Raw genomic sequence first — 25442 nt, 5'->3', positions numbered from 1 at the left:
ATGTTTTTGAATTTACCTAATATTCTAACTTTTGGTAGGTTGTTGCTTATACCATTTATTCTGATTTGTTTCTATTACCCGTTTCCGCATCATCATGGTGTAACAGCAACTTTGTTTTTGCTTGGTGCAGCTACAGATTGGTTGGATGGTTATTTGGCTCGTAAGTGGGAGCAAACAAGCAAGCTTGGTGCATTTTTAGATCCAGTTGCTGACAAGCTTATAGTTGCAACTGCTTTATGTTTATTTATAGAAATGTACCCTTATTGGTGGGCTACTATACCTGCAATCGCAATGATTTGTCGTGAGATATTGGTCTCAGCTTTAAGAGAGTGGATGGCAGAGCTTGGTCAGCGTAGTGTTGTTAAGGTTGGGATTTGGGGTAAAGTAAAAACCAGTGCTCAAATGGCAGCGTTATTTATATTTCTTATTAAGCCAGCAATTAATTTTGAGAAGGGGGTTGATTACTCAAGCTTCAATACTTGGTTTATTTTTCTGGGCTTTTTGATGCTATATATAGCTGTTATTTTAACAGTATATTCTATGTGTAATTATCTGTACGTGGCATTTAAGGCTGTTTTTGGAAAAAACAAATCACAAGAGCTATAATGCTTTTGAGCCTATACTTTGTGTTGTCATATTTTTATTATCTGTTACCATTTAGGCAATCAGAAGTTTATAAAACATAAATCAGATGTTAGCAAATATTAAGTTAGATTATAAGAGGTTCGTATCTCTTCAGCTTATACTAATAATTATTGGGTTTTTGATAGTTTCATCTATGTATGGTTTAGTCTATGCAAAATCTTTTTTAATGGGCTCTCTGCTAATGTTTTTGGCAAATTTTTTATTCTTTTTTCGTCTTTTTATAAGTAAGCAATTTTCCCCGGGAGTGGAAATACTGATATTTTATATGAGTGAGTTTTTAAAGCTCTGTATAGTCGCTATTGTTACAATTATGTTAGCTATTTATATAAAACCAAAATTATTTGCTTACATTTTTGGATTAGTTTTGCTACAATTAGTAGTGTGTTTTGTGCCTATCTTAACTAAAAAAGTTAGATAGGCGCTTTTATGTTATAGTTTAAAAGTTTTTAATAATTGGTGGAATACTAATGGCAAATACAGAAGCTGGGGCTCAAGTTGCAACTAATTATGTTCAACATCACTTGCATCATTGGCAAGTTTCTTTAGGTGAAGGTGCTTTTTGGCAGCTAAACGTTGATTCTCTTCTTGTAAGCTCTATTTTAGGTGCATTATTTGTGCTTGTTATGTTTATGGCGGCAAGAAAAGCAAATTCAGGAGTTCCTGGAAAGTTTCAAAATATGATTGAAGCTGTTTGGGAGTGGATGGATGGATTAGTTGCAGAAAACTATCAGTTTAATCGTAATTTCGTTACACCTCTTGCTCTTACAATATTTGTTTGGGTTGTGCTTATGAATCTTATGGATTTATTACCAGTGGATTTGTTTGGATGGATTATTAGCTTCTTTACAAATAGTCATGAAGTTTACTTTAGAGTTGTTCCAACAGCAGATCCAAATGTCACGTTTGCTATGTCATTTGCTGTATTCTTCTTGGTCATATTTTACAATATCAGAGCAAAAGGTTTTGGTTTATTTAAAGAGATCTTAAGTGCACCATTTGGTATATGGTTATTCCCACTAAATATTTTCTTTAGACTTATTGATGAAGTGGTTAAGCCAGTTTCACTTTCACTACGTTTATTCGGTAATATATTTGCTGGTGAATTAATATTTATTTTGATAGCATTGTTGCCATGGTGGTTTCAATGGTCGCTTGGTGGAATATGGGCAATATTCCATATACTAATAGTATTAATCCAAGCATTTGTATTTATGATGTTGACTGTGGTGTACTTGAATATGGCACAAGAAGCGCATTAAAGAAGTTAAATTAACCGTAAAATCTATAAATTAAAAACAGGAGAAATAAAAATGGATATGTCTTTACAAGTTTTAGGAAACTTAAATGGTTTAACAGCGATAGCAGTAGCGTTATTGATATCTTTACCAGCATTAGGTACAGCGATTGGTTTTGGTGTGCTAGGTGGTAAATATCTTGAAGGTGTTGCAAGGCAGCCTGAGCTAGGTGGTATGCTACTTGGCCGTATGTTTATTGTTGCAGCATTCGTTGATGCGTTCGCAGCGATTTCAATTGCTATTGGTTTCTTAGTTCTTTATGCAAACCCACTAGCTATACCAGGTTTAGCTGAAGCAGCTACTAAAGTTGTTGGCGCGTAGTTAAAATTATAAGTTTCATTATCTAAAGGATAAGTAGATGGATATCAATATTACCCTAGTCGGTCAAATGATAACATTTGCAATCTTCGTTGTGTTTACAATGAAGTTTGTATGGCCGCCACTGCGTAAAGCTTTAGACGAGCGTAGAGAAAAGATAGCGGATGGATTAGCTTCTGCAGACAGAGCTTCACGAGAGCTTGAAGTTGCAAAGCGTCAGTCAGCTGAAGTTCTAAACGAAGCAAAAGCAAAAGCGACAGAAATAGTTGAAAGTGCTTACTCAAGAGCTCATAAAGTTGATGAGCAAGCTAAAGAAGAAGCTATCGTAGCTGCAGACAAAATCAAGAGTATGGCAATGTCAGAAATTGAACAAGAAAAAGTTAAAGCTAGAGAAGAGCTTAAAGATGAGCTTGTTACATTAGCAATGGCTGGAGCAAGTAAAATTATATCAGCGCAAGTTGATGAAGAATCAAGCAATAAAATCTTAAAAGATTTTGTGGCAAATGTTTAATTAGTAGGTGATAGTATATGGCTAGTATGACTATAATTGCGAAACCTTATGCAAAAGCAGCATATGAATTCGCTAGTGAGCAGAATGCTGTAGATCAGTGGGCTAAAGAGTTAACTAGTTTTTCTCAAGTTGTTGAAAGTAAAGCAATTGCTCAAATTGTTATGAGTCCAATGATATCTCAATCTGAGATTGTTAAGGCTACAAAAAAAGATCTTGATTCAAACTTTGCTAATTTTCTTGCATTATTGGCAGAAAACAATAGGCTTGAAGTTTTGCCTAGTATAGCAATAGAATTCCAGGCTCTAAAAAATGCTCAATCTAATAATAAAGCGGCGTCGGTAACTTTGGCTTATAAGGCTGATAAAACTATGCTGAAAAATCTTAAAGCTAGTTTAGAGAAGAGATTTAACTGTTCAGTAGAGCTAGATGTCAAAATTGATGAGTCATTGATAGGTGGAGCAATAGTAAGAGTTGGTGATACGGTTATAGATGATTCTGTATCTGGTCGTTTAGAAAAAATGAAAAGTATTTTATTATCATAAAATTTATAGGAAATAAGTATGCAACTAAGTCCTTCAGAGATTAGTGGTCTAATCAAACAAAGAATCGAAAAGTTCGATGATACTATCGAACTAAAATCAGAGGGTACAATAGTAAGTGTATCTGATGGTATTGTTACAATTTATGGTTTAAATGATGTTACAGCTGGTGAGATGATAAAGCTTCCAGGTGATATCTATGGTCTAGCATTAAACTTAAATACTGACTCTGTTGGAGCTGTTGTTTTAGGTGAGTATGACAACATCAGTGAAGGCGATAAAGCTTACTGCACAGGTAGAATCCTTGAAGTGCCAGTAGGTAACGAGCTTTTAGGAAGAGTTGTTGACGCTCTTGGTAACCCAATTGATGGTAAAGGTGAAGTTGCAACAGATCTTACATCTCCTATTGAAAAAATTGCACCTGGTGTGATTTGGAGAAAATCAGTTGATCAAGCCTTACAAACAGGTATTAAGTCAATCGATTCAATGGTTCCAATTGGTCGTGGACAGCGTGAACTTATTATTGGTGATAGACAGATTGGTAAAACAGCAATCGCTGTAGACACAATCATTAACCAAAAAGATTCTGGTGTGAAATGTGTTTATGTTGCTATAGGTCAAAAAGCTTCAACAATTGCAAACATTGTAAGACAGTTAGAAGAGCATGATGCTCTTAAGCATACAATTATTGTGGCGGCAACAGCTTCAGATTCAGCAGCACTACAATATATAGCTCCTTATGCGGGTTGTTCTATGGGTGAATACTTCCGTGATCGTGGTGAAGATGCTCTTATAATATATGATGATTTGACTAAACAGGCTTGGGCTTATAGACAAATTTCATTGCTACTAAGAAGACCACCTGGTCGTGAAGCATACCCTGGTGATGTATTTTATCTTCACTCAAGACTTCTTGAAAGAGCAGCTAGAGTAAATGAAGAGTGGGTTGAAAAACATACTAATGGTGAAGTGAAAGGTAAAACTGGTTCACTTACTGCATTACCTATAATTGAAACACAAGCTGGTGATATTTCGGCATTTGTACCTACAAATGTAATTTCAATTACAGATGGACAGATTTTCTTGGAAACTGATTTGTTTAACTCAGGTTTAAGACCAGCTATTAATCCAGGAAACTCTGTTTCTCGTGTTGGTGGTGCAGCTCAAACTAAGATTATTAAAAAGCTTGGTGGTGGTATCCGTTTAGCACTTGCGCAATTTAGAGAGCTAGAAGCATTCTCACAGTTTGCATCTGACTTAGATGAAGCTACAAGAGCACAGCTAAACAGAGGTGAAAGAGTAACAGAGCTTCTTAAACAGAAGCAATTTTCAACTCTTTCAGTAGCGCTAATGGGCTTATCATTATATGCTGCTGATAATGGTTATTTAGATAGTTTAGCAGTATCTGAGATTATACCTTTTGAATCTGCATTACATGCTTTAGCAGAAGATAAATATGCTGAATTAGTATCGCAAATCAATGCTACGGGTAAATACGATGCAGAAATTGCTGATAAATTAAAAGCAATTGTAGAAGACTGCAAAGCAAATCAAGCTTGGTAGGAGTAGACTATGTCTAATGCTAGAGAAATACGCTCAAAAGTTGCCAGTGTAAAAAATACACAGAAAATCACTGGTGCAATGGAGCTTGTAGCAGCAAGTAAGATGAGAGGAGCTATTGTTAAAATGAACAATGTGCGCCCTTATGTTAACTGTGCTAATACAATTATTAAAAATGTCGTAGCAGCTAGTATTGATTATCCAAACCCTTATCTTTTAGATCGTGAGATCAAAAGAGTTGGCTATATAGTCACTTCAACAGATAGAGGTCTTTGTGGTGGTTTAAATATCAACTTATTTAAACATATGCTTAAAGACATCAAGAAAAATCTTGATAATAAGGTTGGTGTTGATATTTGTGTGGTGGGAGCGAAAGCTGAGGCATTCTTTAGAAAACTTAAAGGTGTTAATGTTGTAGCTACAGCTCATTATTCTGATAAAGATAAAGAGGGTAGTATCAAAGCAATTAGTGGTGCTGTTAGTGTAATGCTTGAAGAATATATAAGTGGTAAAATTGACCGTATATATTTAAATAGCAATCATTTCGAAAGTACTATTAAGCAAAAGCCAATACAGCAAACACTACTTCCAATACAAGATGTATTTACTGATGAAGAGAAAGAGGCTAATAAAGCAGAAGCTTCTAAAGGTCATTGGGATTATATCTATGAAAGAGATATTGAAGAAGTTCTTAATGCTTTATGTGTAAGATATATCGAAGCGCAAGTTCGTGGAGCTATACTTGAAAATGCAGCATGTGAGCAAGCAGCTCGTATGTTAGCTATGAAAAATGCTACAGACAACGCTGGTGATATTATTGATCAGCTTAATTTAGATTATAACAAAGTAAGACAAGCTATGATTACTCAAGAGCTTGCTGAAATTTGTTCAGGTGCAGCAGCAGTTTAGGAGAGATAAATGAGTACTGGTAAAATTATTCAAGTAATTGGTCCTGTTATCGATGTGGAGTTTTCACGCGATAATACACCAAAAGTATATGAAGCATTAAAAGTAGAAGAGGCGTCTCTTGTACTAGAAGTGCAACAACAAATCGGTGATGGTGTAGTTAGAACTATCGCTATGGGTTCAAGTGATGGCTTACGCCGTGGTATGGAAGTTACTAATACTAACGCTCCTATATCAGTACCAATTGGTAAAGGAACACTTGGTAGAATTATGAATGTATTGGGTGAGCCGATTGATGAAGCTGGTCCAGTAGAGCATTCTGAAACTAGATCTATACATCAGGCTCCTCCTGCGTATGATGAACTAGCTTTAAGTACAGAGATTCTAGAAACAGGTATCAAAGTAGTTGATCTGATTTGTCCATTTGCTAAAGGTGGTAAAGTAGGTCTATTCGGTGGTGCTGGTGTTGGTAAGACAGTTACAATGATGGAGCTTATCAACAACATTGCTAAAGAGCATAGTGGATACTCCGTATTTGCGGGTGTAGGCGAAAGAACTCGTGAAGGTAATGATTTCTATTACGAGATGAAAGATTCTAATGTATTAGATAAAGTATCACTTGTTTATGGTCAGATGAATGAGCCACCAGGTAACAGATTAAGAGTAGCCCTTACGGGTCTTACTATTGCAGAAGGATTCCGTGATGAGAAGCGTGATGTACTAATGTTTGTAGATAATATTTATCGTTATACTTTAGCAGGTACTGAAGTATCAGCACTTTTAGGTCGTATGCCTTCAGCTGTGGGTTATCAACCGACACTAGCTGCTGAGATGGGTGCTTTACAAGAGCGTATTACATCTACTAAGACTGGTTCTATTACATCAGTTCAAGCAGTATATGTACCTGCCGATGATTTAACAGATCCATCTCCAGCGACTACATTCTCGCATCTTGATGCTACAATTGTGCTTTCAAGACAGATTGCTGAACTTGGTATTTATCCTGCAGTTGATCCACTTGATTCTACTTCAAGACAGTTAGATCCATTGGTAGTAGGTCAAGAGCATTATGAAACTGCTCGTGCTGTACAAAAAACTCTTCAAAGATATAAAGAGCTTAAAGATATTATCGCAATTTTAGGTATGGATGAGCTTTCTGATGAAGATAAAAAGACTGTAGATAGAGCTCGTAAGATTCAAAGATTCTTATCTCAGCCTTTCCATGTTGCAGAAGTATTTACTGGCAATCCTGGTAAGTTTGTACCATTGAAAGATACTATCGCAAGCTTTAAAGCTATCGCAAGTGGTGAATATGATCATTTACCAGAGCAAGCTTTCTATATGGTAGGTTCTATCCAAGAAGCTATTGAAAAAGCAAAAAATCTATAGGTATTAGCGTATGTCTAAAAACTATCTAAAAGTCGATGTAGTTAGCCCACTTGGTTCAGTATTTACAGGCGAGGCTGACATGGTTAGCCTGCGTGGATCTGCTGGTGAGATGGGTATAGCTTATGGGCATACAGAATTACTTTCTACAATGCCCGCTGGTGTTGTAAATATAAGAAAAGATGAGTCTACAGAGGTACTTTATGTATCTGGTGGAATTATTGAAGTAACTCCAAAGCGTGTAACTATAATGGTTGATGATATGGAGAAAGCTGAAAACCTAAATCAAGCGGAAGCTGAAAAAGCTAAAATAAGAGCACAAGAAGCATTAGCTAAGAAAGATGCTTCGCAATTAGATATAGATGCTGCTCATACTAGACTTAAAGAAGCAGACGCTCGACTTAAAGCTCTTAATTCATCTAAGGGTATTTACTATTCTAAAGACTAGTTCTTAGAATTCTCATAGATTCTTTATTTTATCAAGAAATAAAGAATTTCCATTCTTTGATTTTTGAACTATAATATACTTTATAAGTATTAAACTAATAATTTGTGGTTGATGTTTGAAATGGTAGCAAAATTATTTTGGCAGATTTTCTTTGGTGTGGCGATCATCTTGATTGTAATTCTTTCTATTTTGAATACTGACAAAGTTAGTTTCGATTATATATTTGGTACAACAACTCTACCAATTATAGTCCTTATGTCTGTGGCTTTTGTAGTTGGTTTAGTTTTAGGTTCATTTCTTACAAAATTCATACAAATTACTAAAACGTCTGGTGGCGCTAAAAAGTAATGCTGGTTTTAGGCATTGAAAGTTCTTGTGATGAAACAGGTATTGCACTATATGATTATGATAGTAAACAGCTGGTTGCTGATGCATTATATAGCCAAATAGAACTACATCAAAACTATGGTGGAGTTGTTCCTGAACTTGCTTCACGAGAGCATATTGCTAAATTAAATGTTCTTACAAAAAAAGTTCTTCAAGATGCTAATGTTAGCTTTGACCAAATTGATTGTATAGCATATACAGCAATGCCTGGTCTAGTTGGAGCTCTAATGGTAGGTGCTACTTTTGCAAAAACTTTGGGTATGATTAATAACATACCTACTCTTGCTATACATCATCTTGAAGGACACTTATTATCTCCTCTGCTTGATAGCGAAAATCAAATTGAATACCCATTTGTCGCACTTTTAGTATCAGGTGGCCATACTCAACTTTTTGAAGTTAGAAATTTTGGAGAGTACTCTTTGCTTGGTGAATCAATAGATGATGCTGTTGGAGAAGCTTTTGATAAAACGGCCAAAATGCTTGGAATGTCTTATCCTGGTGGTGTTGAGGTAGCTAATTTAGCTGAGAAAGCAACGAATAAGAGTAAGTATATTCTTCCTAGACCAATGAAAAATAAACCTAATTTAGATTTTAGCTTTAGTGGTTTGAAAACAGCTGTATTAAATGCTTGGTATGGTGAAAATCAGCAAACTGCAGAAAATAAAGCTAATCTTTGTTATGGTTTTCAAGAGGCTGTAGTAGATGTGTTAGTGACAAAATGTGATAAAGCATTACAACAAACATCTATTAAGCAACTTGTAGTTTCAGGTGGTGTAAGTGCCAATAAAAAATTGCGCGAAAAGCTAGATAAGTTAGCAATAAATAAATTATATAAAATACAGTTTCCACCTTTAAAATATTGTACTGATAATGGCGCAATGATTGCACTAGCTGGAGCGTATAGATATGCAAAAGGCTTTAATGATAATAGTCTTGAGATAAATGTAAAACCTAGAGCTAAGATCTAAGTAGCTAAATCATTATGAATAAAACTCAAATTGGTAGTAAGGCCGAATCTCAAGCTTGCGATTTTTTAAAATATCATGGGATAGAAATACTCGAGCAAAATTTTAAAGCGTTACCATATGGTGAAATAGATATTATTGCATTAGATCAAAATGTTTTAATCTTCGTTGAAGTTAAGTTTCGTAAATCAAATGTCTTTGGTTTTGCTCAAGAAATGGTTACATTGGCCAAACAATCAAAAATCATTAATACAGCAAATATCTTTCTGCAACAGAATGATTTATATCAAGATATAGAGTGTAGATTTGATGTGGTTGCAATTAATAATAATGATATAAACTGGGTAAAGAATGCCTTTCAAGTGAATTAGTCAATATTGCAAAGGTTTAAAATTATGAAAATCATCAATTTCTTCAACTTTTTAAGAGGATAGATTATACTTTATAGTGTACGGAGGTATGATTCATGCATAATGCAGTAGTTATAGAGAGATCAAAAATCAAGGGGCTAACCATAATGGAGCTTATGATTGCTGTTGCTATATTTAGTATACTTGCTTCTGTTGCAATTCCAATGTATTCAAACTATGTCACTAGAACTAAAATCGCTAATGAACTCCCTGTATTACATGCTAAAGCACGAGAGATTTATGATTTAAAAAAAGATGGTCGAGATTTTTATATAGGAGGTGAATACCTCACGATAAATGAGTATGGCGCTATAGTAAAAGATATAGGAAATACAGGTAGTAATATAATAGATGGTAATGCTGAAATCATGCTACGCCCAGAACCTGTGCCTGTAGATTCTGTAAGGTGGAGATGTATAGTTTCTGGTACAGATATATCAGAATCAGATGTTCCTAGTCATTGTTTGTATGGTGCAGAATCGTTTTTCACAATACTTAAAGATAATAATATGATAGCTTCGACATCGAATTTTGAATTAGATAATAATCCTGTCTCAGACAATGATTGGGATAGAATCGGTAATGATAGTGAATTTTTAGGTGATTGGGAAATAGTTGGTGGTGACGAAGAACTTGAGCTTTGGAATGATTTTGACCTAATTTCAGATCGTCGCGACAATGTTGCCGAGCTTGATGGAGATAGTAATGAGCTTGTTGAGCTCACACATGATTTAGCATCACAAAATTTTAAAGATATGCAATTATCGTTTGATTACTTTGCTCGCACAGGTGATGATTCTAGTAATTTTGAGGTCTATCTTGGTGATCAGCTTGTTTATACTCATGATAATTTCACACAATCTTGGCAGTCAATAAATATTGATTTGAGTAATGTGGGTAATGCTAGTTCAAGTAAATTAAGGATAAAAGAGGCCGGCATGGATGAAAGTTTGGGAGCATTGATTGATTTAGACTCATTAAAAGTTACTCCTGGACAAATTGTTTAAAATTTACGTTATAGTGATTAAGAGACTTAGTGGTCTAATAATCATCTAAACTATTATAGTTATTTTTTATGTGCTATGATTATTTTACAGTCACTTAGGAGTATTGATAAAATGAAAAAGAAATTACTATTAACGACAGCAGGTTTGTTGAGTGCGACTTTAGCACTTAACTCATGTACAACAGCAGCAGTTGCAACTACAGGTTTAGTTTTAGCTGGTACAGCGTTAGCTATTGGTGCTTATAAATGGATGCAGAACCCTGACGCTTACAATGCATATGAAAAAAGTGCTGATACTGTTTATACAGCAGCACAAGATGTTTTAAAAGAAAGTAAATACACTATTACTAGTCAGTCTACTGATGAGAAAAAATCAGAAGTTAAAGCCACATCTCCTAGTGGATCAGCAATAACAATCGTTGTTAAAAAAGATAATGCTGATCAGTCTGAGATTTTTATCAAGGATGATAGTAAAGCTACTGCTACAATAATTCTAAATAAGATTAACTCTGCTTTAGATGCTGAGCAAGCTTCATATGATAAAAATAGTGAAGCTAAATAAGAGATCACACTAGTCTATTCTTACAACTTTTCTATTGTTCAAATGCATACATGCTACTATGTTGATATAATATGGTGGCTTTTTTCAGGTGTAAAAAGTTAATAGATGTATTATAATTATAGTAATAAATATTTTTCAATACTTTTGAAACTCCTCAAAAGATTTAAGTAAATTAACAAAAGTGAATTATTAAATGGCAGAACAACAACCACGTAAAAAGCTTTCTTTAGGTAGAAAAACTCTTTCTACTAATAGAACAACAACTATAAGCAATAATCTGAAGACTAAGTTACAGGAAAAGAAAGAGAACAACGTTTCTAACTTTTTTAAAAAAGCTAATAAAGAGATATCAGGATTATATGATGAAAGACAAAAAGTTTGTGAGCAAATCACACAGATAGAGCAACGTTTACTTTTTGCTAAAAGTGAACCACTTCAAGAATTTTTGTTTGAGTTAAAGACTAAAGATTTTGAATTACTTTCTCAGATTAACGCTTTAATTCAAGCAGCATAACCGTATATAGATTTGGTTTTATAACTATTTAAAATACAGTTTGAAAAATTTCTTTGATACCTTTTTTAGCAAGACCTAGCATTTTAGTAAACTCTTCTTCTGAAAAGTCTTTTCCTTCAGCGGTACCTTGGACTTCAATCATACCACCTTCAGAATTCATTACTACATTCATATCTGTTTCTGCATTTGAGTCCTCATCATAGTCAAGATCAAGTACGGGCTCACCGTTATAAACACCAACAGATATAGCAGCAACTTGAGCAGCTAGTGGCTTAGCGTCTTCGGCTATTTTACCGTTTGCTTTCATATATTCTATAGCATCTTTGATAGCAAGTGATGCACCAGTGATAGATGCTGTACGAGTACCACCATCAGCTTGAAGGACATCACAATCAACGCGGATAGTGTTTTCACCTACTTGTGTTAGGTCTAAGCTTGCACGCAAAGCTCTACCAATTAAGCGCTGAATTTCTTGTGTACGACCAGACTGTTTACCACGAGCAGCTTCGCGATCCATACGAGTATGAGTTGAACGAGGTAGCATACCGTACTCAGCTGTTAACCAACCTTCACCAGAATCTTTTTTAAATCTTGGAACACCAGAAGTTACAGAAGCAGTACATAGTACTTTAGTATCACCAAACTCTACAAGTACAGAGCCTTCAGCATGCTTTGTAAATTGGTGTGTAACTTTTACATTTCTTAATTGATCATTTTTTCTGCCACTTGGACGCATTTTTTAAATCCTTTTTGATTAGTTTTATAGCTTTGTATAGAATATAATTATACAAATCGAAAATGAAATAAGATACCTTAAACCTAGAGGTATTTGATAATAAATGAAAATAATAGATAAAACTGTATTAGATAAGCCTCAAAGATTTTGGCTCAATGACGCTAAGAATTTAGTTACAAGTTTGACTAAATTTTATGGTGCTATAACTTTAGATAAAATGTCTCAAAAATTTGACGAATTAACATCTTTTGAAACTGAGTTGTTGAAAATAACAAATGCGCTTGTACGACGGATATCGCTTTCTAGTGATAAAGACATGTATGTTTGTGCTCGAACTATAGTTCCTGAAAATACTTATGATCATTTTATGAGCGAGTTAGAATCATTAGGTACTAAACCAATAGGTGATAACTTATTATTTGATAAAGCAAAGTTTGATAGGGATGAGTTCATTATTCGTAAGCTTTCGGCTATAGAATTTAAAAACGAAACAAATCAGCAGATTTCATCAGATATATTCTCTCGTAGCTCTGTATTTGAGTATAAAAATAACCCAAAGCTTAAACTTTTAATCACAGAATATTTTTTAATATTACCACAGCAGTATGGCAATGAATAAAGAAAAACTACAAGCATATATAATGCTAATGCGACTTCATCGTCCGGTACCGATTCTACTAATCTTATGGCCAACTTTGACAGCTTTAGTACTAGCAAGTCATGGCTTCCCAAGTTTTAAGTTGCTGATTATATTTACCGTAGGAGTGGTTCTGATGCGTACAGTTGGTTGTATTGTCAACGATATTGCAGATAGAGATTTTGATAAGCATGTTGCTCGCACAAATACACGCCCATTAACAAGTGGGAAACTTACAGTTAAAAATGCAATTATGCTCTGTTTAGTATTAACTATTATAGCTTTTATCTGTGTATTGTTTTTAAATTTCTTCACGGTGTTACTGTCATTTATAGCTTTGTTCTTAGCGATACTTTACCCATTCTGTAAAAGATTTTTTGCGTTACCTCAACTAGTACTTGGATTAGCATTTAATTTTGGGATATTCATGGCTTTTTCAGCTATACAAAATACGGTGCCTTTAGAAGCTTGGATCTTTTACTCCGGGACTATATGCTGGACTATTGCGTATGATACTGTATATGCTTTAGCTGATAGGGAATTTGATTTAGAGATAGGAGTGAAATCTTCAGCAGTAACTTTTGGTGAGAATGTTTTTAAGTATATTTTTGCTTTTAATTTTTTAGCTTTATTATTTTTAGTAATTCTTGGAGTGTATTGTGATTTTAATCTCATCTATTATCTAGGGATTGTTATTTCAGGAATATTCTTTGTAAGAAATTATCGTGTATATAAAAAGCTAGGAATTGCAAATTGTATAAAAGCTTTTTCTGATAATCACTGGGTAGGTTTAGTGCTATTTGTAGCTATCTTGTTTCAATTTTATTAGATCAAAGCTAGTCTTTTTAGTTATCTACAATAGTAATATTTCCAAACTAAGATAGAGTGTCATCTTCGGGAGTTAGACTATGGATTAATTAGATAGAAAGATATATTTTTATATAGAAAAGGACTAAAGCCTTGATTGATTCTATTTGATATATTTATTTACAAGCTTAACAAAAGACATAGGATCTTCAATCTTAGCACCTTCTACAAACATTGCTTGCATAAGTAGTAATTCAGATAAATCACCAAATACTTCAGTATCTGCTTCATCTTTTAATTTCTGTACTAAATGATGTTCAGCATTTAGTTCAAGAATTGGCTTCATACCCATGCCAGGCATAAAGTTTTGACCAGCTTCTTCCATCATTTTTTGCATGTTTAAGCTCATACCATAGTCATTTACAACTACGCAACTTGGTGAGTCAGTAAGACGCTTAGAAAGTCTTACATCTTCAACTTTGTCTTTTAGAGATTCTTTAATATCTGCTAAGATTTTTTCAAAATCTTTAGTTTCTTTTTCAAATTTCTCTTTAGTTTCTTCAGTTTCAAATTTATCAAGATCAATATCGCCTTTGATGATAGATTTCATGTGTTTGCCATCAAATTCTGATAATGAAGACATCATCCACTCATCCACTCTATCTGTCATCAAGATTACCTCGATACCTTTTTTCTTAAAGACTTCAAGCTGAGGGTTGTTTAAAGCTGCTTTATAGCTATCTGCTGTGATGTAGTAGATAGTATTTTGCTCTTCTTTCATACGAGAGATATAGTCTGCTAAAGAAACTGTTTGTTTAGCATCAGTACTCTCTGTAGTTGTAAACCTTAATAATCCAGCGATTTTTTCTTTATTACCAGAATCTTCAGATACACCTTCTTTAAGCACTTGACCAAAGTTATCCCAGAATTTTTGGTATTTATCGTTATCTTTTTTAGCTAACTTAGTAAGTTCACTTAAAACTTTTGATGTTGTAGCTTTTCTAATTTTGTCGATTACTTTGTTGTGTTGTAATATTTCACGAGATACATTCAATGGTAAATCAGCAGAATCAACAACACCTTTTACAAATCTTAGGTATGGAGGAAGAAGTTCTTTATTTTCCATAATGAACACTCTACGAACATATAAAGATAATCCGTAATCTTTATCTCTATTCCAGAAGTCAAAAGGCTTGTTTTCTGGGATGAATAATAAGCTGTTATACTCAAGGTTACCTTCAACCTTGTTATGTGACCAAGTTAAAGCATTGTTGAAGTCATGAGAGATATATTTATAAAACTCATTGTACTCATCATCACTAATGTCTTCTTTTGATCTTAACCAAATAGCTTTAGTATTATTTATAACTTCATATTCATCTGTGATTGTTTGTTCACCTTTATCATCAGTTTCAACTTTTTTCATTTCAACTGGTGTGTTTATGCAATCAGAATATTTGTTTACTAAACCTTTCAACGCATTATGATCTAAAAGATCTTCACTTTCTTTTTTAAGATGTAGAGTTATTTCAGTACCACGTTGCTCTTTTGAAATAGTTTCGATTGTAAAATCTTTTTCTGCAGAAGAAACCCATTTTGTAGCTTGATCTTTAGCTTGTCCTGCTTTTCTGGTTCTTACTGTAACTTTATCAGCTACGATAAATGAAGAGTAAAAACCAACACCAAATTGACCAATTAGATCACTGTCTTTGTTTTTATCACCAGTTAGATTTTCTAAGAATTTTTTAGTACCTGATTTTGCAATAGTACCAAGGTTTTCGATAACTTCTTCTTCAGTCATACCGATACCGTTATCGCTAACAGTTATAGTTTTTGCATCTTTGTCAAAATCAACTTTGATTGCATAGTCTGCATCGCCTTCGTTTAAGTCAGCATTTGCTATAGACTCGTATCTTAGCTTTTCGATAGCATCTGACCCGTTAGATACTAGCTCACGTAAGAATATATCTCGGTTTGAGTATAGTGAATGTATCACTAAGTGTAATAATTTATCTACTTCTGTTTCAAATGTATAATTTTTCTTAGACATTTTATTAAACCTCTTTATTGATTGTTATAAATTAAATCTTTTCAAAGGTTATATGAGAGCTAGATGGATTTTTTTCAAGGAAATTTTATTTAATGATTTAACTTTGGCGATTTTTTAGGCAATTAATTGATAAAATTCAGACATGTCAAAAACTTTTACATCTTCATTTGGACAAATATTCATCGCGTAACTATCAAATATTTCTTTAGGGCAATATTTTTGTTGATTCTTTGAATCATAAGCTCGAATCCAGTTTGAGTCAGCACCTAAAGTCATTTGCCATGGAATTTTAACTGCTGGTAGCTGAGCTAGACCTTCTGCAATAGCATTGTTATCATAATTAATAACAGCGGTATGAATATTCTCAAAAGTAGTTTGTGCTGTTTTATCTGATACTATTAGTAAAGCCCAATTATCAAAGTCGTTGCCTGGATCAAAAGATCGATCTTGAGGAGCAGGACCTAAAGATAAGTTTACAGGTAACCATGTAAGCCACTTATTTGTCTCAGAATTACAGGTTTTACCATCTTGCTTAAAATCTTCAACTACAGTTGTTGATGCTCCAGCTTCTTGCAAAAGTTTTATAACATTCTTCTCAGCACTCCCTTGATTTTTAGTTGCTTGGTTTAAACCCTTATCAAGTGTATCTATCCATAGATATTTGTCAAAAATATGGTGTCTTGTCATATAGTTTTCAGTACCACTTGTAGGGTCGCAAAAAGTATTTAAACTATTATCAACATCACAGTGATTAAATTGTCCGCCAGCAACTCCGCCTTTAGGCTTGCTTTTATTGACTTGAGGGATACATGAAGCATTAGCAAATTGAGCTAATATGATTAAAAATATTAGGTAAGTGGTTTTACGCATCTTAAGTTCGTGTTTAAATATATTTTTAAAGATAGTAACATAAAACGCAAATAAATAATAAGGGTAATATCAAGAGATGTAGGTGGGTTAAAATAGGAGCTTAGATTTTACTTATTTACTTAGTAGTAAATGTTAAAGGGTTGCCATATTTTTTTAAGTATGTTTTACCGACTAAATCAGAACCATATTCATTTAAATGCGCATTATTTAGGTTGTTTACGTCTCTCATCATAGTACTATCCATATAGATTATATGATCATTTAATACATTTGGGCATTTATTTTTTGAGCATATCACTTTCTTAGTGTCGATGATCTCTAAATTTTTATATTTTTGTTTTAAGCTTTCTATATATTGAAGTTCAGGTTTTTGAGAATTAATAATGTTTGTAAGTAATCTATGACATTTTATATCCATTGATTGTTGAAGTGTTGTCATTCCACAAGTTGGTTTTATTCCAGGCAGTGATGGCCAATCAAGCAAAATAATTGGTTTAATATTATATTTTTCAAGGATTTTGATAGTATCATTTAAGAAGTAAAGTGTATTTCCATATTTGATTCCTCCATTTTTACTGTAGGCATCCCACCATCCAGCTAGAATAAATATTTTAGGATTTGTTTTTTCTATAATAGTTCTGATGATTTTCTTATAAGAATCATCTTTAATAATTTTATAAACAGCGTCCTGAGTGCCACCAATTCTAATAGAGCTATAACCTAACTCTTTAGTCCAATTATTTATCATAGGTACTGCAGCACTCGAATGTGAGTCACCAAATATAACAGTGTCGTATTTTTTACCCTTACCAAGGAATTTAGCTACAGTTTTCTCGGTAAGGTCTCCAGACCAAGTATTGTCAAAATTATATAGGCTATTTAACTTTTCTTGCCAATCAGGGTATTGATATACATCTATACCTGCGCTACCCTTGTTAACAACAATATAATCCCCTACACTTTTATTATACCCAAAGTTATTAATATATTTGCTACATAGAGCAAAACTACAAGCTATAATTATTGGAATGGCCCAAAGTATAAGTATAGTCTTAGTAATTGTTGTTTTAAATTTATGCCTAAAGGGTTTTTCTACTAAGAAATAAGTTAAAGTCGCTAATATTATACTAATAATTATGATAATAATTTTTATTAAATGTGTTTTTTCTATACTTAGATAAGTAGTATAGGCAATTATAGGCCAATGCCATAAGTATAGAGAATAAGAGATTAGACCTATGCCAACAATAGGCTTTAATGAGAATACTCTATATATTAACGGAGTATAATTATTATTTGTTCCTGCATAAATGTATATTGCTGCACCTAAACAGGCAATAATTGTCCAGTTGCTTGGGTATGGAACGATTTTGAAGAATATTGGATATAATATAAGTAGTATAGAGATTACTGAGAGTAAATTCAAAAGAATTTTATTATTTGATGTTTTGTTACTACTAAGGTGGATTGCTAATAAACAGCCAAACAATAGTTCAAATGCTCTTGTAATTGGATTGTAATAAAACTTCTCATCTGAAAAGAAGTTAGTTACTTCAAAATAACTTAAGTATTTAAAACAAAGCAAGGATAGTAAAAGCAATATTATCGAAGATATAGCAAGTTTTCTGTACAAACTATAATTAGCTTTTTGCTTCCATGAAATGTTAACTGCAAAAATAAACATTAAAAATAGAGGCCAAAAGATATAGAATTGTTCTTCAATTCCTAGTGACCAAGTGTGTAAAAGAGGAATAACTGTTGAGTCAGTACTAAAATACCCAAAACTTAAATATTTATAGAAATATAAGTTAGAAACAGATGCTATTGCACTAACCAAAGATTTTGTATAATTTTTTAAATCTTGAGGTAGTAGAATCAACCATGCAAAAAAAGTAGTGAAAACAAGAACTGTTATTAGAGCAGGTAATATCCTACGCATTCTACGCAGATAGAAGTTTTTGATAGAGAAGCAGTCATTATTTAAGTCTCTGATAATTATACTTGTTATTAAGAACCCAGATATAACGAAAAAGATGTCAACACCTAAAAATCCAGACTTAACCCAGCTAACATCAAGATGAAAAAGGACTACAGATAGTACAGCTATAGCTCTTAATCCATCGATGTGCTTATAATACTTTTGTTGGTATGTTTCAGTCATTACTAATTACTAGTATAATCATACTAGTAATTATACAATAATCCCACCGCCAAGACACACATCTTTATCATAAAAAACTACAGACTGTCCTGGAGTTATCGCTCTTTGAGGCTCATCAAAGACTACATCTACAGAGCCATCAGCATTTACTGTAACTTCACAAACTTGATCTTGCTGTCTATAGCGAACTTTTGCAGCACATTTAAAATTCTCTGTAGGAGCAAAGCCAGCACACCAGCTAAGCTCTATAGCTTTTAATGATTGCTTAAACAGCAACGGATGATTATGACCTTGCACTGCGATAAGCACATTGTTTTCTAAATCTTTTTGAGCAGCAAACCATGGTACTTCTGGGCGGTTTTTCACACCACCGATACCTAAGCCTTGTCTTTGACCAATTGTATAGTACATAAGTCCGTCGTGCATACCTATCTTTATGCCATTCTCATCGTGGATCTCGCCTTTTTGAGCAGGTAAAAATTTAGATAGAAACTCTTTAAACTTACGCTCGCCAATAAAGCAAATACCTGTGCTGTCTTTTTTATCAAAGGTTACAAGATTGTTTTCTTTAGCGATATCACGGACTTTATCTTTGATGATTTCACCAACGGGGAATAATGTTTGAGATAATTGCTCTTGTCCTAGCGTATATAGGAAGTAAGTTTGATCTTTTGAGTTATCAACCCCTTTTACTAGCTGGAAACTACCATCATCGGCTTTTCTGCACCTTGCATAATGCCCTGTAGCTATATATTCACCACCAAGCAAATGAACATAGTTTAGAAATGCTTTAAACTTGATTTCTTTATTACATAAAATATCCGGGTTTGGAGTACGACCTGCTTTGTATTCTGTAAGAAAATGCTCAAAAACGTTATCCCAATACTCTGCTGCAAAGTTTATCTTTTTAAATGGAATACCGATAGAATCACATACTGCTTGAGCATCGGCGATATCTTGCTCTGCTGAACAAAAATCGTCATTGTCATCTTCCTCCCAATTTTTCATAAATACACCAGTCACATCGTAACCTTGCTGTTTTAAGAGCAAAGCCGAAACTGAAGAATCTACACCGCCGGATATTCCTACTACTACTTTTTTTTGCATTTCAATATTGATCAGAATATGTTTGATAGAGATTATATATTATTTGAAGACATTTTAAAAAATCTTAACTATATAAATACTCTTATTCTTTAGGGTTTTTGTATGGTTATTAACAGACTACAGTTCCTTGATGATACATGATTTTCCAATTACCATCGTAAAATTTCCAAATAGTAGATCTTCTAGTAATACGAGCCTTATCTTGCGTTAGTGTATATGTAAGCAGGAAGGTATCCTCAGATAATTGTCTACATTTAAAATCTCTAGGGTTTTGCCAGGTTTCTTCATATGACTTACTGTATCTTTTCTCAAGACCATCTAGCACATGGTCTTTAGTATAAATATTGCCTGATGCTCCAACTTCCCAGAATCCTTCATCCATCATCGCTTCAAAATGATGCCGTTTTCTACCAAATTCTTCTCTATGAAAAATAGGTTCACGCTTTTTAAGTTCGGTTAATATCTGTTCATCTGTCATATTAATCATAGAGCTCCCTCATAGTTATTAAATAGGTATCCAGTACTTATTTTTTCAACACAGACAAGAAAGCCTCTTGAGGTATCTCTACAGAACCAATATTCTTCATACGCTTTTTACCTTCTTTTTGCTTCTCAAGAAGTTTTTTCTTACGTGAAACATCGCCACCGTAGCATTTTGCAATTACATTCTTACGCAAAGCTTTTACAGTACTTCTTGCAACAATCGTACCACCAATAGTAGCTTGGATTGCAACTTCAAACATCTGTCTAGGAATAAGCTCTTTTAGTCTCTCAACCAAATCACGACCTTTGTACTTTGCTTGGTCTTTATGAACTATACTAGCTAAAGCATCAACTTTATCACCATTAATAAGCACATCAAGACGCACCATATCACCTTCTTGATAACGATTTAACTCATAATCAAGAGAACCGTAGCCTTTAGTTACAGATTTAAGCGTATCAAAGAAATCTGATACTACTTCAATCATTGGCATATCGTAAGTAATAGATACTTGGCTACCCATGTAGTTCATGTCTACTTGAGAACCACGCTTTTCAATACAAAGAGTAATAACACTACCGACATGATCTTTTGGCACAAGAATATTTGCACGCACAATTGGTTCGAGGATCTTATCAATAGAACCTGGATCTGGTAGCTTAGCAGGGTTATCTACAATTACTTTTTCGCCATCTTTTTTGATAGCTTCATAAACTACAGTAGGTGCAGATGTAATAAGGTCAAGGTTATACTCTCTTTCTAGTCGCTCTTGGATTATCTCCATGTGAAGCATTCCTAAGAAGCCACATCTAAAACCAAAACCTAATGCTTGCGAAACTTCTGGCTCAAAGAAAAGAGATGCATCATTCAAACTTAGTTTTTCTAACGCTTCTCTAAAATCAGGATAATCATCTGAGCTAATAGTAAACATACCAGCATAAACTTGGGGTTGTACCTTCTTAAACCCTGGCACAACTGTATCCGTTGGATTATGTGTATGAGTAAGAGTATCACCTACAGGAGCTCCGTGAATGTCCTTGATACCAGAAATCACAAAACCAACTTCACCAGCTTTGAGATGATCAAGATCTTTCATTTTAGGTGTAAATACTCCAAGTCTATCAACTTGATGAGATACACCTGTAGACATCACTTTAAATTTATCACCTTTTTTCAGCGTACCATTTTTGATACGTACAAGTGAAACTACACCTAGGTAGTTATCAAACCAAGAGTCTATAATTAAAGCTTGAAGCTTAGCATCTACATCACCAGTTGGAGCAGGTACTTTTTCTACGATAGTTTCTAATACATCTTCGACACCTAAGCCAGTTTTAGCACTACAAGTAGTAGCACCTGTAGCATCAATGCCGATGATTTCTTCGATTTCTTCGGCTACTTTCTCAGGATCTGCAGATGGTAGGTCGATTTTATTTAAAATAGGTATAACTTCTAACTCTTGGTCAATAGCTGTATAGCAATTTGCAACAGTTTGAGCTTCTACGCCTTGAGCTGCATCCACAACCAATAAAGCTCCTTCACAAGCCGCTAACGAACGAGAAACCTCATAAGAGAAATCTACATGCCCTGGAGTATCAATAAAGTTAAGTTGATAAGTTTTACCATTACGAGCTGTGTAATCTAATGTTACAGACTGAGCCTTGATAGTGATACCTCTTTCTCTTTCAATATCCATCGAGTCAAGTACTTGCTCTTTCATTTCTCGTTCAGTTAAGCCATTACAAACCTGGATGAATCGATCAGAAAGAGTCGATTTACCGTGGTCAATATGTGCAATTACAGAAAAGTTTCTAATATGTTTCATAAATGATTTTCTTAATAGAGTTTTTATATTTCATAAAATTAGTTAGCTATATATTATGCTATAAAACCACTTTAAAATGTAGCCATTTAGTCCAATGTTTAGCATAAATGTGTCTCTATAGTAATAATCGGGTTGACAAAAATGAATAAAATATGCAAAATACCAAAGTTATTTATATTATAATAGCGTGTCTCGCATCCTCAAAAGAGAACCGAATTTATAAAAATTAAAAAATAAGACAATTGGAGAAATAAATTGGCTAATTCAAAACAAGCAAAAAAAAGAATCATTCAAGCTGAACAAAACCGTCAGCATAATGTAGCTCGTCGTTCAGTAATGAGAACTTTCTTAAAGAAAACAGCTACAGCTATTGAAGCTGGTGATGTTAAGTCTGCACAAGAAAATTTCGCTAAAGCAGTACCATTATTGGATAGATATGCAACTAAAGGTCTTATCCATAAAAATAAAGCTGCAAGACATAAGTCTCGCTTAGCTGCTAAAATCAAAGCACTTTCTGCTGCTTAATTTCAAAATAATTTCCTAGTAAATAAAATAAAATAAAAGAAATTCTCAGCTTGGCTGGGGATATCCTTATTATAATGATATGATTAATGAAATGTTTCATTAATTATAACTGTTATGCCGACTATAAAAATTCATTATACAAATAATATAAACATAGATGACAAGCTTGAGTTATTTACAGAAAATACACATCAAATGCTTGTAGATGTAATAGCTACAGATATAGATACTTGTAGGACGCTTATTTATCCATGTTTGCAATATCGTGTAGGTGGTTTAAACAGTAAATATAATGCTTTTATACAGCTTGATATAGCAATTTTACCAGGTAGAAGCGTAGAACTTCGTAAAAAGCTTGGTCAGATATTATTAGATGATTTGAGAAAACTTTGCGAAGATAGCCAACAGGCAATTGATTTTAGAGTAAATGTTAGTGAAACTGATACTGAGTTTTATTTTGGTTTATAGTCGAAAGTAACTTTGGTTATTTAAAACACTGGCTCTTTAGTTGGTGGTACATAGTTTCCTGATATGCCAATTAACTTATCTTGGTTGTTGAAAGTTAATATAAGTTTAGACTCCTCATAATTAGTGTCTTGCATGTGTTCTTTATATGAGTGTATATAAATATATTGATTTGGATTAAAGGTATCAATAATATCTGGAGATCCTAAGATGTATTTAACTTCACTTTTTGTCATGTTGGGTCTTATATCAAAGACTTTTTTGTTCGTGATAGTCTTACCTTGAGGTACTGGAGCTGTATATGGCTCGATGATGCCACAGCTATTTAGTAAAACAGCAGAAGCAATAGTTAACGGTATTAAAAACTTTCTATACATCTGTTAGTCTTCTAGGCCTGCAAATAATTTTTGGTCAATAATATCACATAAGCAGTGTATTATAAGGAAATGATTCTCTTGAATAGTAATTTCATGGTTAGAAGGGACTCTTAATTCTATATCACCATCCTGATGCATTTGTTGCATATTACCGCCGTCAAAACCTGTCATAGTAATAACTTGCATCTCTAAATCATGCGCTTCCTCTATAGCTTTGATGATATTTGCTGAGTTACCTGTAGGTGAGATTGCTAATAATATATCGTTTTCATTGCCAATTGCTGCAACTTGCTTTGAGAAGATTTCATCATAGCCATAATGTTCAGCAATACTTGTGATGCTAGAAACATCTCCAGTTAATGCTATAGCTGGAAGGGGAGGTCTTTCAAGATTAAAATAACTTAGAAGTTTTGATGAAAAATGTTGTGATAATGTTGCACTACCACCATTGCCACAAACAAGTATTTTGCCACCATTTTCTAAACAAGAAACCATTGATTTACCCACCTCTGCTATAGCTGGAGGTAAAACATTGGCTGTTTCAATTTTTGCTTGAATGCTATTTTCAAAATATTTATTTACTCGATCTATCGAAGTCATGCTTTATCAAGAATGTTTTATAACTAGAAAAAATTTTACTATATTCGATTTTTGATAGCTAGCGATACAGCTTAATTTACTTAGTTATTTGCTTTTACTAAAGGAATTAGAATTAAGCAGACTATAGGAAGTATTAAGCAGATTAACATAAAGCTCCAAATATATTGTATGGGTATGTAGCCCATTATAGAAACACCCAAAACGCCTGTAGACATGTTTACAAAATTCATTGCACCAGATGCATTAGCACGGCATTCTATGGCATTTGAAGCTAGGTGTGATGCTGTGGGGTATATAAAATTACATACAAAATACATTAGTGTAACGAGTATGAAAAATATAACTGGAGAAACTAGGCTGTAAACTTGCAGCAGAGCTAATATAACTATTAACACTATTAAAGAAGCTAATGCTATTGTTAATAGACTCTCTGAGCGGTACTTGTTTATAAGTTTTGCTACTAAAAAAGATCCGCTAATAATACCTATTGTGGTTAAGCTATTCCACACACCGTATTGGGCACTAGTAAAACCAAACATTTGATGAGTAATAAATGGGCTAGAAGTGGAGTAACAGTAGCTAAAAACAGTCATAGCACCGATGCTGAGTGAAAATACTACTAGCTTTGGGTTACTCAGAGCTTCTTTATAGCCATTTAAAATATTTGTTATGTTTAGGTCGAAGTTGTTATCTTTGTTGTTGTGATATATAAAGCTAAGAATTAGCATAATAATACCGTGTATTAATAAAGCATAGAAACAGTAATACCAGTGTGAGTATGTACTAATCATTCCACCAATTAGGACAGCTAAAGTGATCGACAGAGCAAAAGAGATTGTTGCAAAGGATAAGGCTGTTTTTGCACGACTTTCTTCTACTGAATTATTGAGTATTATAAATGTACATACTAGTCCAGCAGATGAGCCTATAGCTGTTATGAACCTGCCTATAAGTAGTATGGGCATAGAAAGTAACTGACCACCAAATAGGCATATGATAATACCTATAAGATTTATGGAGAGTCCAATTCTTAGTGTTACAGCATCGCCAAATCTTTTTGCAATGGGGCCATAAGCAAGCTGCCCAATCACATAACCAATTAGAAAAATACTTACTAACCACTCAACTGTACCATTGTGAAGGTTCATTTCTGTAGAGATATGTGGTAGAGCAGGGTTTAATATAACAGCCGATGCGCTTGCTATACTTATGTAGCTTAGTAGGATTGCTATTTTATAGTTTTTCATATTACTTTTTTTGTTATATATTAACTTGAAAAATATTGTATATTTCCTGTTTTGTTTTTACAATGGCTTATATAATGAACATAGGTTTAGTTTTAT

The 25442-nt window shown here is 33.6% G+C and carries 30 protein-coding genes; 20 read left to right on the top strand and 10 right to left on the bottom strand.

Going from position 1 to position 25442, the window contains the following annotated elements:
- From pgsA to FLM55_RS04880, 16 genes are all read left to right on the top strand, one after another.
- Positions 1-606, top strand: a complete 606-nt coding sequence (gene pgsA / locus FLM55_RS04955) for a CDP-diacylglycerol--glycerol-3-phosphate 3-phosphatidyltransferase (protein ID WP_112869258.1) — start codon at positions 1-3, stop codon at positions 604-606.
- 85 nt (positions 607-691) lie between these two features.
- Positions 692-1063, top strand: coding sequence for an ATP synthase subunit I (locus tag FLM55_RS04950; RefSeq protein WP_112869259.1), 372 nt, complete (start codon positions 692-694; stop codon positions 1061-1063).
- 49 nt (positions 1064-1112) lie between these two features.
- Complete coding sequence (gene atpB / locus FLM55_RS04945; RefSeq protein WP_178948310.1) at positions 1113-1904, top strand: F0F1 ATP synthase subunit A; 792 nt, start codon at positions 1113-1115, stop codon at positions 1902-1904.
- A 51-nt stretch (positions 1905-1955) separates the two neighbouring features.
- The gene (locus FLM55_RS04940) at positions 1956-2261 is read left to right on the top strand and encodes a F0F1 ATP synthase subunit B (RefSeq protein ID WP_071663574.1); all 306 of its coding nucleotides are present in this window, start codon (positions 1956-1958) and stop codon (positions 2259-2261) included.
- A 37-nt stretch (positions 2262-2298) separates the two neighbouring features.
- Positions 2299-2769: a F0F1 ATP synthase subunit B gene (locus tag FLM55_RS04935; protein WP_178948309.1), complete on the top strand. Its 471-nt coding sequence runs from the start codon at positions 2299-2301 to the stop codon at positions 2767-2769.
- Between the two features lie 17 nt (positions 2770-2786).
- Complete coding sequence (locus FLM55_RS04930) at positions 2787-3311, top strand: F0F1 ATP synthase subunit delta (RefSeq protein WP_178948308.1); 525 nt, start codon at positions 2787-2789, stop codon at positions 3309-3311.
- An 18-nt stretch (positions 3312-3329) separates the two neighbouring features.
- Positions 3330-4871, top strand: a complete 1542-nt coding sequence (gene atpA / locus FLM55_RS04925) for a F0F1 ATP synthase subunit alpha (RefSeq protein WP_112869263.1) — start codon at positions 3330-3332, stop codon at positions 4869-4871.
- Between the two features lie 9 nt (positions 4872-4880).
- Positions 4881-5777 carry a F0F1 ATP synthase subunit gamma gene (locus FLM55_RS04920; protein ID WP_112869264.1) on the top strand — a complete coding sequence of 299 codons (897 nt, stop codon included), beginning with the start codon at positions 4881-4883 and terminating at the stop codon, positions 5775-5777.
- A 9-nt stretch (positions 5778-5786) separates the two neighbouring features.
- Positions 5787-7163: a F0F1 ATP synthase subunit beta gene (atpD, locus tag FLM55_RS04915; RefSeq protein ID WP_112869265.1), complete on the top strand. Its 1377-nt coding sequence runs from the start codon at positions 5787-5789 to the stop codon at positions 7161-7163.
- A 10-nt stretch (positions 7164-7173) separates the two neighbouring features.
- Positions 7174-7608, top strand: a complete 435-nt coding sequence (locus tag FLM55_RS04910) for a F0F1 ATP synthase subunit epsilon (protein WP_112869266.1) — start codon at positions 7174-7176, stop codon at positions 7606-7608.
- Between the two features lie 111 nt (positions 7609-7719).
- Positions 7720-7956 carry a lipopolysaccharide assembly protein LapA domain-containing protein gene (locus tag FLM55_RS04905; protein ID WP_112869267.1) on the top strand — a complete coding sequence of 79 codons (237 nt, stop codon included), beginning with the start codon at positions 7720-7722 and terminating at the stop codon, positions 7954-7956.
- A complete protein-coding gene (gene tsaD / locus FLM55_RS04900; RefSeq protein WP_178948307.1) occupies positions 7956-8966 on the top strand; it encodes a tRNA (adenosine(37)-N6)-threonylcarbamoyltransferase complex transferase subunit TsaD in 1011 nt (336 codons plus the stop codon). The genes FLM55_RS04905 and tsaD overlap by 1 nt, the downstream gene beginning before the upstream one ends.
- A gap of 14 nt (positions 8967-8980) precedes the next feature.
- Positions 8981-9334, top strand: a complete 354-nt coding sequence (locus FLM55_RS04895; RefSeq protein ID WP_178948306.1) for a YraN family protein — start codon at positions 8981-8983, stop codon at positions 9332-9334.
- Positions 9335-9429: 95 nt separating this feature from the next.
- On the top strand, positions 9430-10380 hold the full coding sequence (locus FLM55_RS04890; RefSeq protein WP_178948305.1) for a prepilin-type N-terminal cleavage/methylation domain-containing protein: 951 nt from the start codon (positions 9430-9432) through the stop codon (positions 10378-10380).
- A gap of 111 nt (positions 10381-10491) precedes the next feature.
- Complete coding sequence (locus FLM55_RS04885) at positions 10492-10941, top strand: DUF3568 family protein (RefSeq protein ID WP_162699171.1); 450 nt, start codon at positions 10492-10494, stop codon at positions 10939-10941.
- A 193-nt stretch (positions 10942-11134) separates the two neighbouring features.
- Complete coding sequence (locus FLM55_RS04880; RefSeq protein ID WP_178948304.1) at positions 11135-11455, top strand: hypothetical protein; 321 nt, start codon at positions 11135-11137, stop codon at positions 11453-11455.
- A 28-nt stretch (positions 11456-11483) separates the two neighbouring features.
- Here FLM55_RS04880 and rph read toward each other — a convergent pair whose 3' ends face one another.
- Positions 11484-12191 carry a ribonuclease PH gene (gene rph, locus FLM55_RS04875; protein WP_178948303.1) on the bottom strand — a complete coding sequence of 236 codons (708 nt, stop codon included), beginning with the start codon at positions 12189-12191 and terminating at the stop codon, positions 11484-11486.
- Positions 12192-12294: 103 nt separating this feature from the next.
- Between rph and FLM55_RS04870 the strand changes: the two genes are divergently transcribed.
- Together FLM55_RS04870 and ubiA are read left to right on the top strand one after the other, a co-directional pair.
- Positions 12295-12810 carry a chorismate lyase gene (locus FLM55_RS04870; protein ID WP_178948302.1) on the top strand — a complete coding sequence of 172 codons (516 nt, stop codon included), beginning with the start codon at positions 12295-12297 and terminating at the stop codon, positions 12808-12810.
- A complete protein-coding gene (gene ubiA, locus FLM55_RS04865) occupies positions 12803-13657 on the top strand; it encodes a 4-hydroxybenzoate octaprenyltransferase (RefSeq protein ID WP_178948301.1) in 855 nt (284 codons plus the stop codon). Before FLM55_RS04870 ends, ubiA begins: the two co-directional genes overlap by 8 nt.
- A 141-nt stretch (positions 13658-13798) precedes the next feature.
- On the opposite strand, the gene htpG is transcribed toward ubiA, so the two are convergent.
- The 6 genes from htpG to lepA all read right to left on the bottom strand — a co-directional run bounded on the left by htpG (position 13799) and on the right by lepA (position 22132).
- A complete protein-coding gene (gene htpG / locus FLM55_RS04860) occupies positions 13799-15685 on the bottom strand; it encodes a molecular chaperone HtpG (protein WP_178948300.1) in 1887 nt (628 codons plus the stop codon).
- Positions 15686-15799: 114 nt separating this feature from the next.
- The gene (locus tag FLM55_RS04855; RefSeq protein ID WP_178948299.1) at positions 15800-16555 is read right to left on the bottom strand and encodes a hypothetical protein; all 756 of its coding nucleotides are present in this window, start codon (positions 16553-16555) and stop codon (positions 15800-15802) included.
- A 115-nt stretch (positions 16556-16670) separates the two neighbouring features.
- On the bottom strand, positions 16671-18716 hold the full coding sequence (locus FLM55_RS04850; RefSeq protein ID WP_178948298.1) for an acyltransferase family protein: 2046 nt from the start codon (positions 18714-18716) through the stop codon (positions 16671-16673).
- 30 nt (positions 18717-18746) lie between these two features.
- On the bottom strand, positions 18747-19823 hold the full coding sequence (mnmA, locus tag FLM55_RS04845) for a tRNA 2-thiouridine(34) synthase MnmA (RefSeq protein WP_178948297.1): 1077 nt from the start codon (positions 19821-19823) through the stop codon (positions 18747-18749).
- 109 nt (positions 19824-19932) lie between these two features.
- Entirely contained in the window at positions 19933-20301 is a 369-nt protein-coding gene (locus tag FLM55_RS04840; RefSeq protein WP_256868932.1) for a DUF4440 domain-containing protein, read from the bottom strand.
- A 46-nt stretch (positions 20302-20347) separates the two neighbouring features.
- The gene (lepA, locus tag FLM55_RS04835) at positions 20348-22132 is read right to left on the bottom strand and encodes a translation elongation factor 4 (RefSeq protein ID WP_178948295.1); all 1785 of its coding nucleotides are present in this window, start codon (positions 22130-22132) and stop codon (positions 20348-20350) included.
- A 255-nt stretch (positions 22133-22387) separates the two neighbouring features.
- Between lepA and rpsT the strand changes: the two genes are divergently transcribed.
- A complete protein-coding gene (gene rpsT / locus FLM55_RS04830; RefSeq protein ID WP_112869283.1) occupies positions 22388-22657 on the top strand; it encodes a 30S ribosomal protein S20 in 270 nt (89 codons plus the stop codon).
- Positions 22658-22771: 114 nt separating this feature from the next.
- On the top strand, positions 22772-23125 hold the full coding sequence (locus FLM55_RS04825; protein WP_178948294.1) for a 5-carboxymethyl-2-hydroxymuconate Delta-isomerase: 354 nt from the start codon (positions 22772-22774) through the stop codon (positions 23123-23125).
- A gap of 20 nt (positions 23126-23145) precedes the next feature.
- On the opposite strand, the gene FLM55_RS04820 is transcribed toward FLM55_RS04825, so the two are convergent.
- From FLM55_RS04820 to FLM55_RS04810, 3 genes are all read right to left on the bottom strand, one after another.
- Positions 23146-23499, bottom strand: coding sequence for an outer membrane protein assembly factor BamE (locus tag FLM55_RS04820; RefSeq protein WP_112869285.1), 354 nt, complete (start codon positions 23497-23499; stop codon positions 23146-23148).
- 3 nt (positions 23500-23502) lie between these two features.
- The gene (locus tag FLM55_RS04815; RefSeq protein WP_178948293.1) at positions 23503-24099 is read right to left on the bottom strand and encodes an SIS domain-containing protein; all 597 of its coding nucleotides are present in this window, start codon (positions 24097-24099) and stop codon (positions 23503-23505) included.
- A gap of 80 nt (positions 24100-24179) precedes the next feature.
- On the bottom strand, positions 24180-25346 hold the full coding sequence (locus FLM55_RS04810; protein WP_178948292.1) for an MFS transporter: 1167 nt from the start codon (positions 25344-25346) through the stop codon (positions 24180-24182).
- Positions 25347-25442: the final 96 nt, after the last annotated feature.

Source organism: Francisella sp. Scap27 (genome assembly GCF_013394105.1).
Lineage (GTDB): Bacteria > Pseudomonadota > Gammaproteobacteria > Francisellales > Francisellaceae > Francisella > Francisella adeliensis.
The sequence above is the reverse complement of the archived record's forward strand: the minus strand, read 5'-3'. Positions and strand labels throughout refer to the sequence as shown.

Coding starts and splice junctions, on each gene's coding strand:
- FLM55_RS04920 (WP_112869264.1), top strand. CDS start 4,881: ATGTCTAATGCTAGAGAAATACGCTCAAAAGTTGCCAGTGTAAAAAAT.
- FLM55_RS04895 (WP_178948306.1), top strand. CDS start 8,981: ATGAATAAAACTCAAATTGGTAGTAAGGCCGAATCTCAAGCTTGCGAT.
- FLM55_RS04880 (WP_178948304.1), top strand. CDS start 11,135: ATGGCAGAACAACAACCACGTAAAAAGCTTTCTTTAGGTAGAAAAACT.
- htpG (WP_178948300.1), bottom strand. CDS start 15,685: ATGTCTAAGAAAAATTATACATTTGAAACAGAAGTAGATAAATTATTA.
- tsaD (WP_178948307.1), top strand. CDS start 7,956: ATGCTGGTTTTAGGCATTGAAAGTTCTTGTGATGAAACAGGTATTGCA.
- atpA (WP_112869263.1), top strand. CDS start 3,330: ATGCAACTAAGTCCTTCAGAGATTAGTGGTCTAATCAAACAAAGAATC.
- FLM55_RS04910 (WP_112869266.1), top strand. CDS start 7,174: ATGTCTAAAAACTATCTAAAAGTCGATGTAGTTAGCCCACTTGGTTCA.
- pgsA (WP_112869258.1), top strand. CDS start 1: ATGTTTTTGAATTTACCTAATATTCTAACTTTTGGTAGGTTGTTGCTT.
- FLM55_RS04840 (WP_256868932.1), bottom strand. CDS start 20,301: ATGACAGATGAACAGATATTAACCGAACTTAAAAAGCGTGAACCTATT.
- FLM55_RS04950 (WP_112869259.1), top strand. CDS start 692: ATGTTAGCAAATATTAAGTTAGATTATAAGAGGTTCGTATCTCTTCAG.
- FLM55_RS04820 (WP_112869285.1), bottom strand. CDS start 23,499: ATGTATAGAAAGTTTTTAATACCGTTAACTATTGCTTCTGCTGTTTTA.
- atpB (WP_178948310.1), top strand. CDS start 1,113: ATGGCAAATACAGAAGCTGGGGCTCAAGTTGCAACTAATTATGTTCAA.
- lepA (WP_178948295.1), bottom strand. CDS start 22,132: ATGAAACATATTAGAAACTTTTCTGTAATTGCACATATTGACCACGGT.
- mnmA (WP_178948297.1), bottom strand. CDS start 19,823: ATGCAAAAAAAAGTAGTAGTAGGAATATCCGGCGGTGTAGATTCTTCA.
- ubiA (WP_178948301.1), top strand. CDS start 12,803: ATGAATAAAGAAAAACTACAAGCATATATAATGCTAATGCGACTTCAT.
- FLM55_RS04885 (WP_162699171.1), top strand. CDS start 10,492: ATGAAAAAGAAATTACTATTAACGACAGCAGGTTTGTTGAGTGCGACT.
- FLM55_RS04815 (WP_178948293.1), bottom strand. CDS start 24,099: ATGACTTCGATAGATCGAGTAAATAAATATTTTGAAAATAGCATTCAA.
- FLM55_RS04905 (WP_112869267.1), top strand. CDS start 7,720: ATGTTTGAAATGGTAGCAAAATTATTTTGGCAGATTTTCTTTGGTGTG.
- rph (WP_178948303.1), bottom strand. CDS start 12,191: ATGCGTCCAAGTGGCAGAAAAAATGATCAATTAAGAAATGTAAAAGTT.
- FLM55_RS04890 (WP_178948305.1), top strand. CDS start 9,430: ATGCATAATGCAGTAGTTATAGAGAGATCAAAAATCAAGGGGCTAACC.
- FLM55_RS04930 (WP_178948308.1), top strand. CDS start 2,787: ATGGCTAGTATGACTATAATTGCGAAACCTTATGCAAAAGCAGCATAT.
- FLM55_RS04935 (WP_178948309.1), top strand. CDS start 2,299: ATGGATATCAATATTACCCTAGTCGGTCAAATGATAACATTTGCAATC.
- atpD (WP_112869265.1), top strand. CDS start 5,787: ATGAGTACTGGTAAAATTATTCAAGTAATTGGTCCTGTTATCGATGTG.
- FLM55_RS04940 (WP_071663574.1), top strand. CDS start 1,956: ATGGATATGTCTTTACAAGTTTTAGGAAACTTAAATGGTTTAACAGCG.
- FLM55_RS04825 (WP_178948294.1), top strand. CDS start 22,772: ATGCCGACTATAAAAATTCATTATACAAATAATATAAACATAGATGAC.
- FLM55_RS04810 (WP_178948292.1), bottom strand. CDS start 25,346: ATGAAAAACTATAAAATAGCAATCCTACTAAGCTACATAAGTATAGCA.
- FLM55_RS04855 (WP_178948299.1), bottom strand. CDS start 16,555: ATGCGTAAAACCACTTACCTAATATTTTTAATCATATTAGCTCAATTT.
- FLM55_RS04850 (WP_178948298.1), bottom strand. CDS start 18,716: ATGACTGAAACATACCAACAAAAGTATTATAAGCACATCGATGGATTA.
- FLM55_RS04870 (WP_178948302.1), top strand. CDS start 12,295: ATGAAAATAATAGATAAAACTGTATTAGATAAGCCTCAAAGATTTTGG.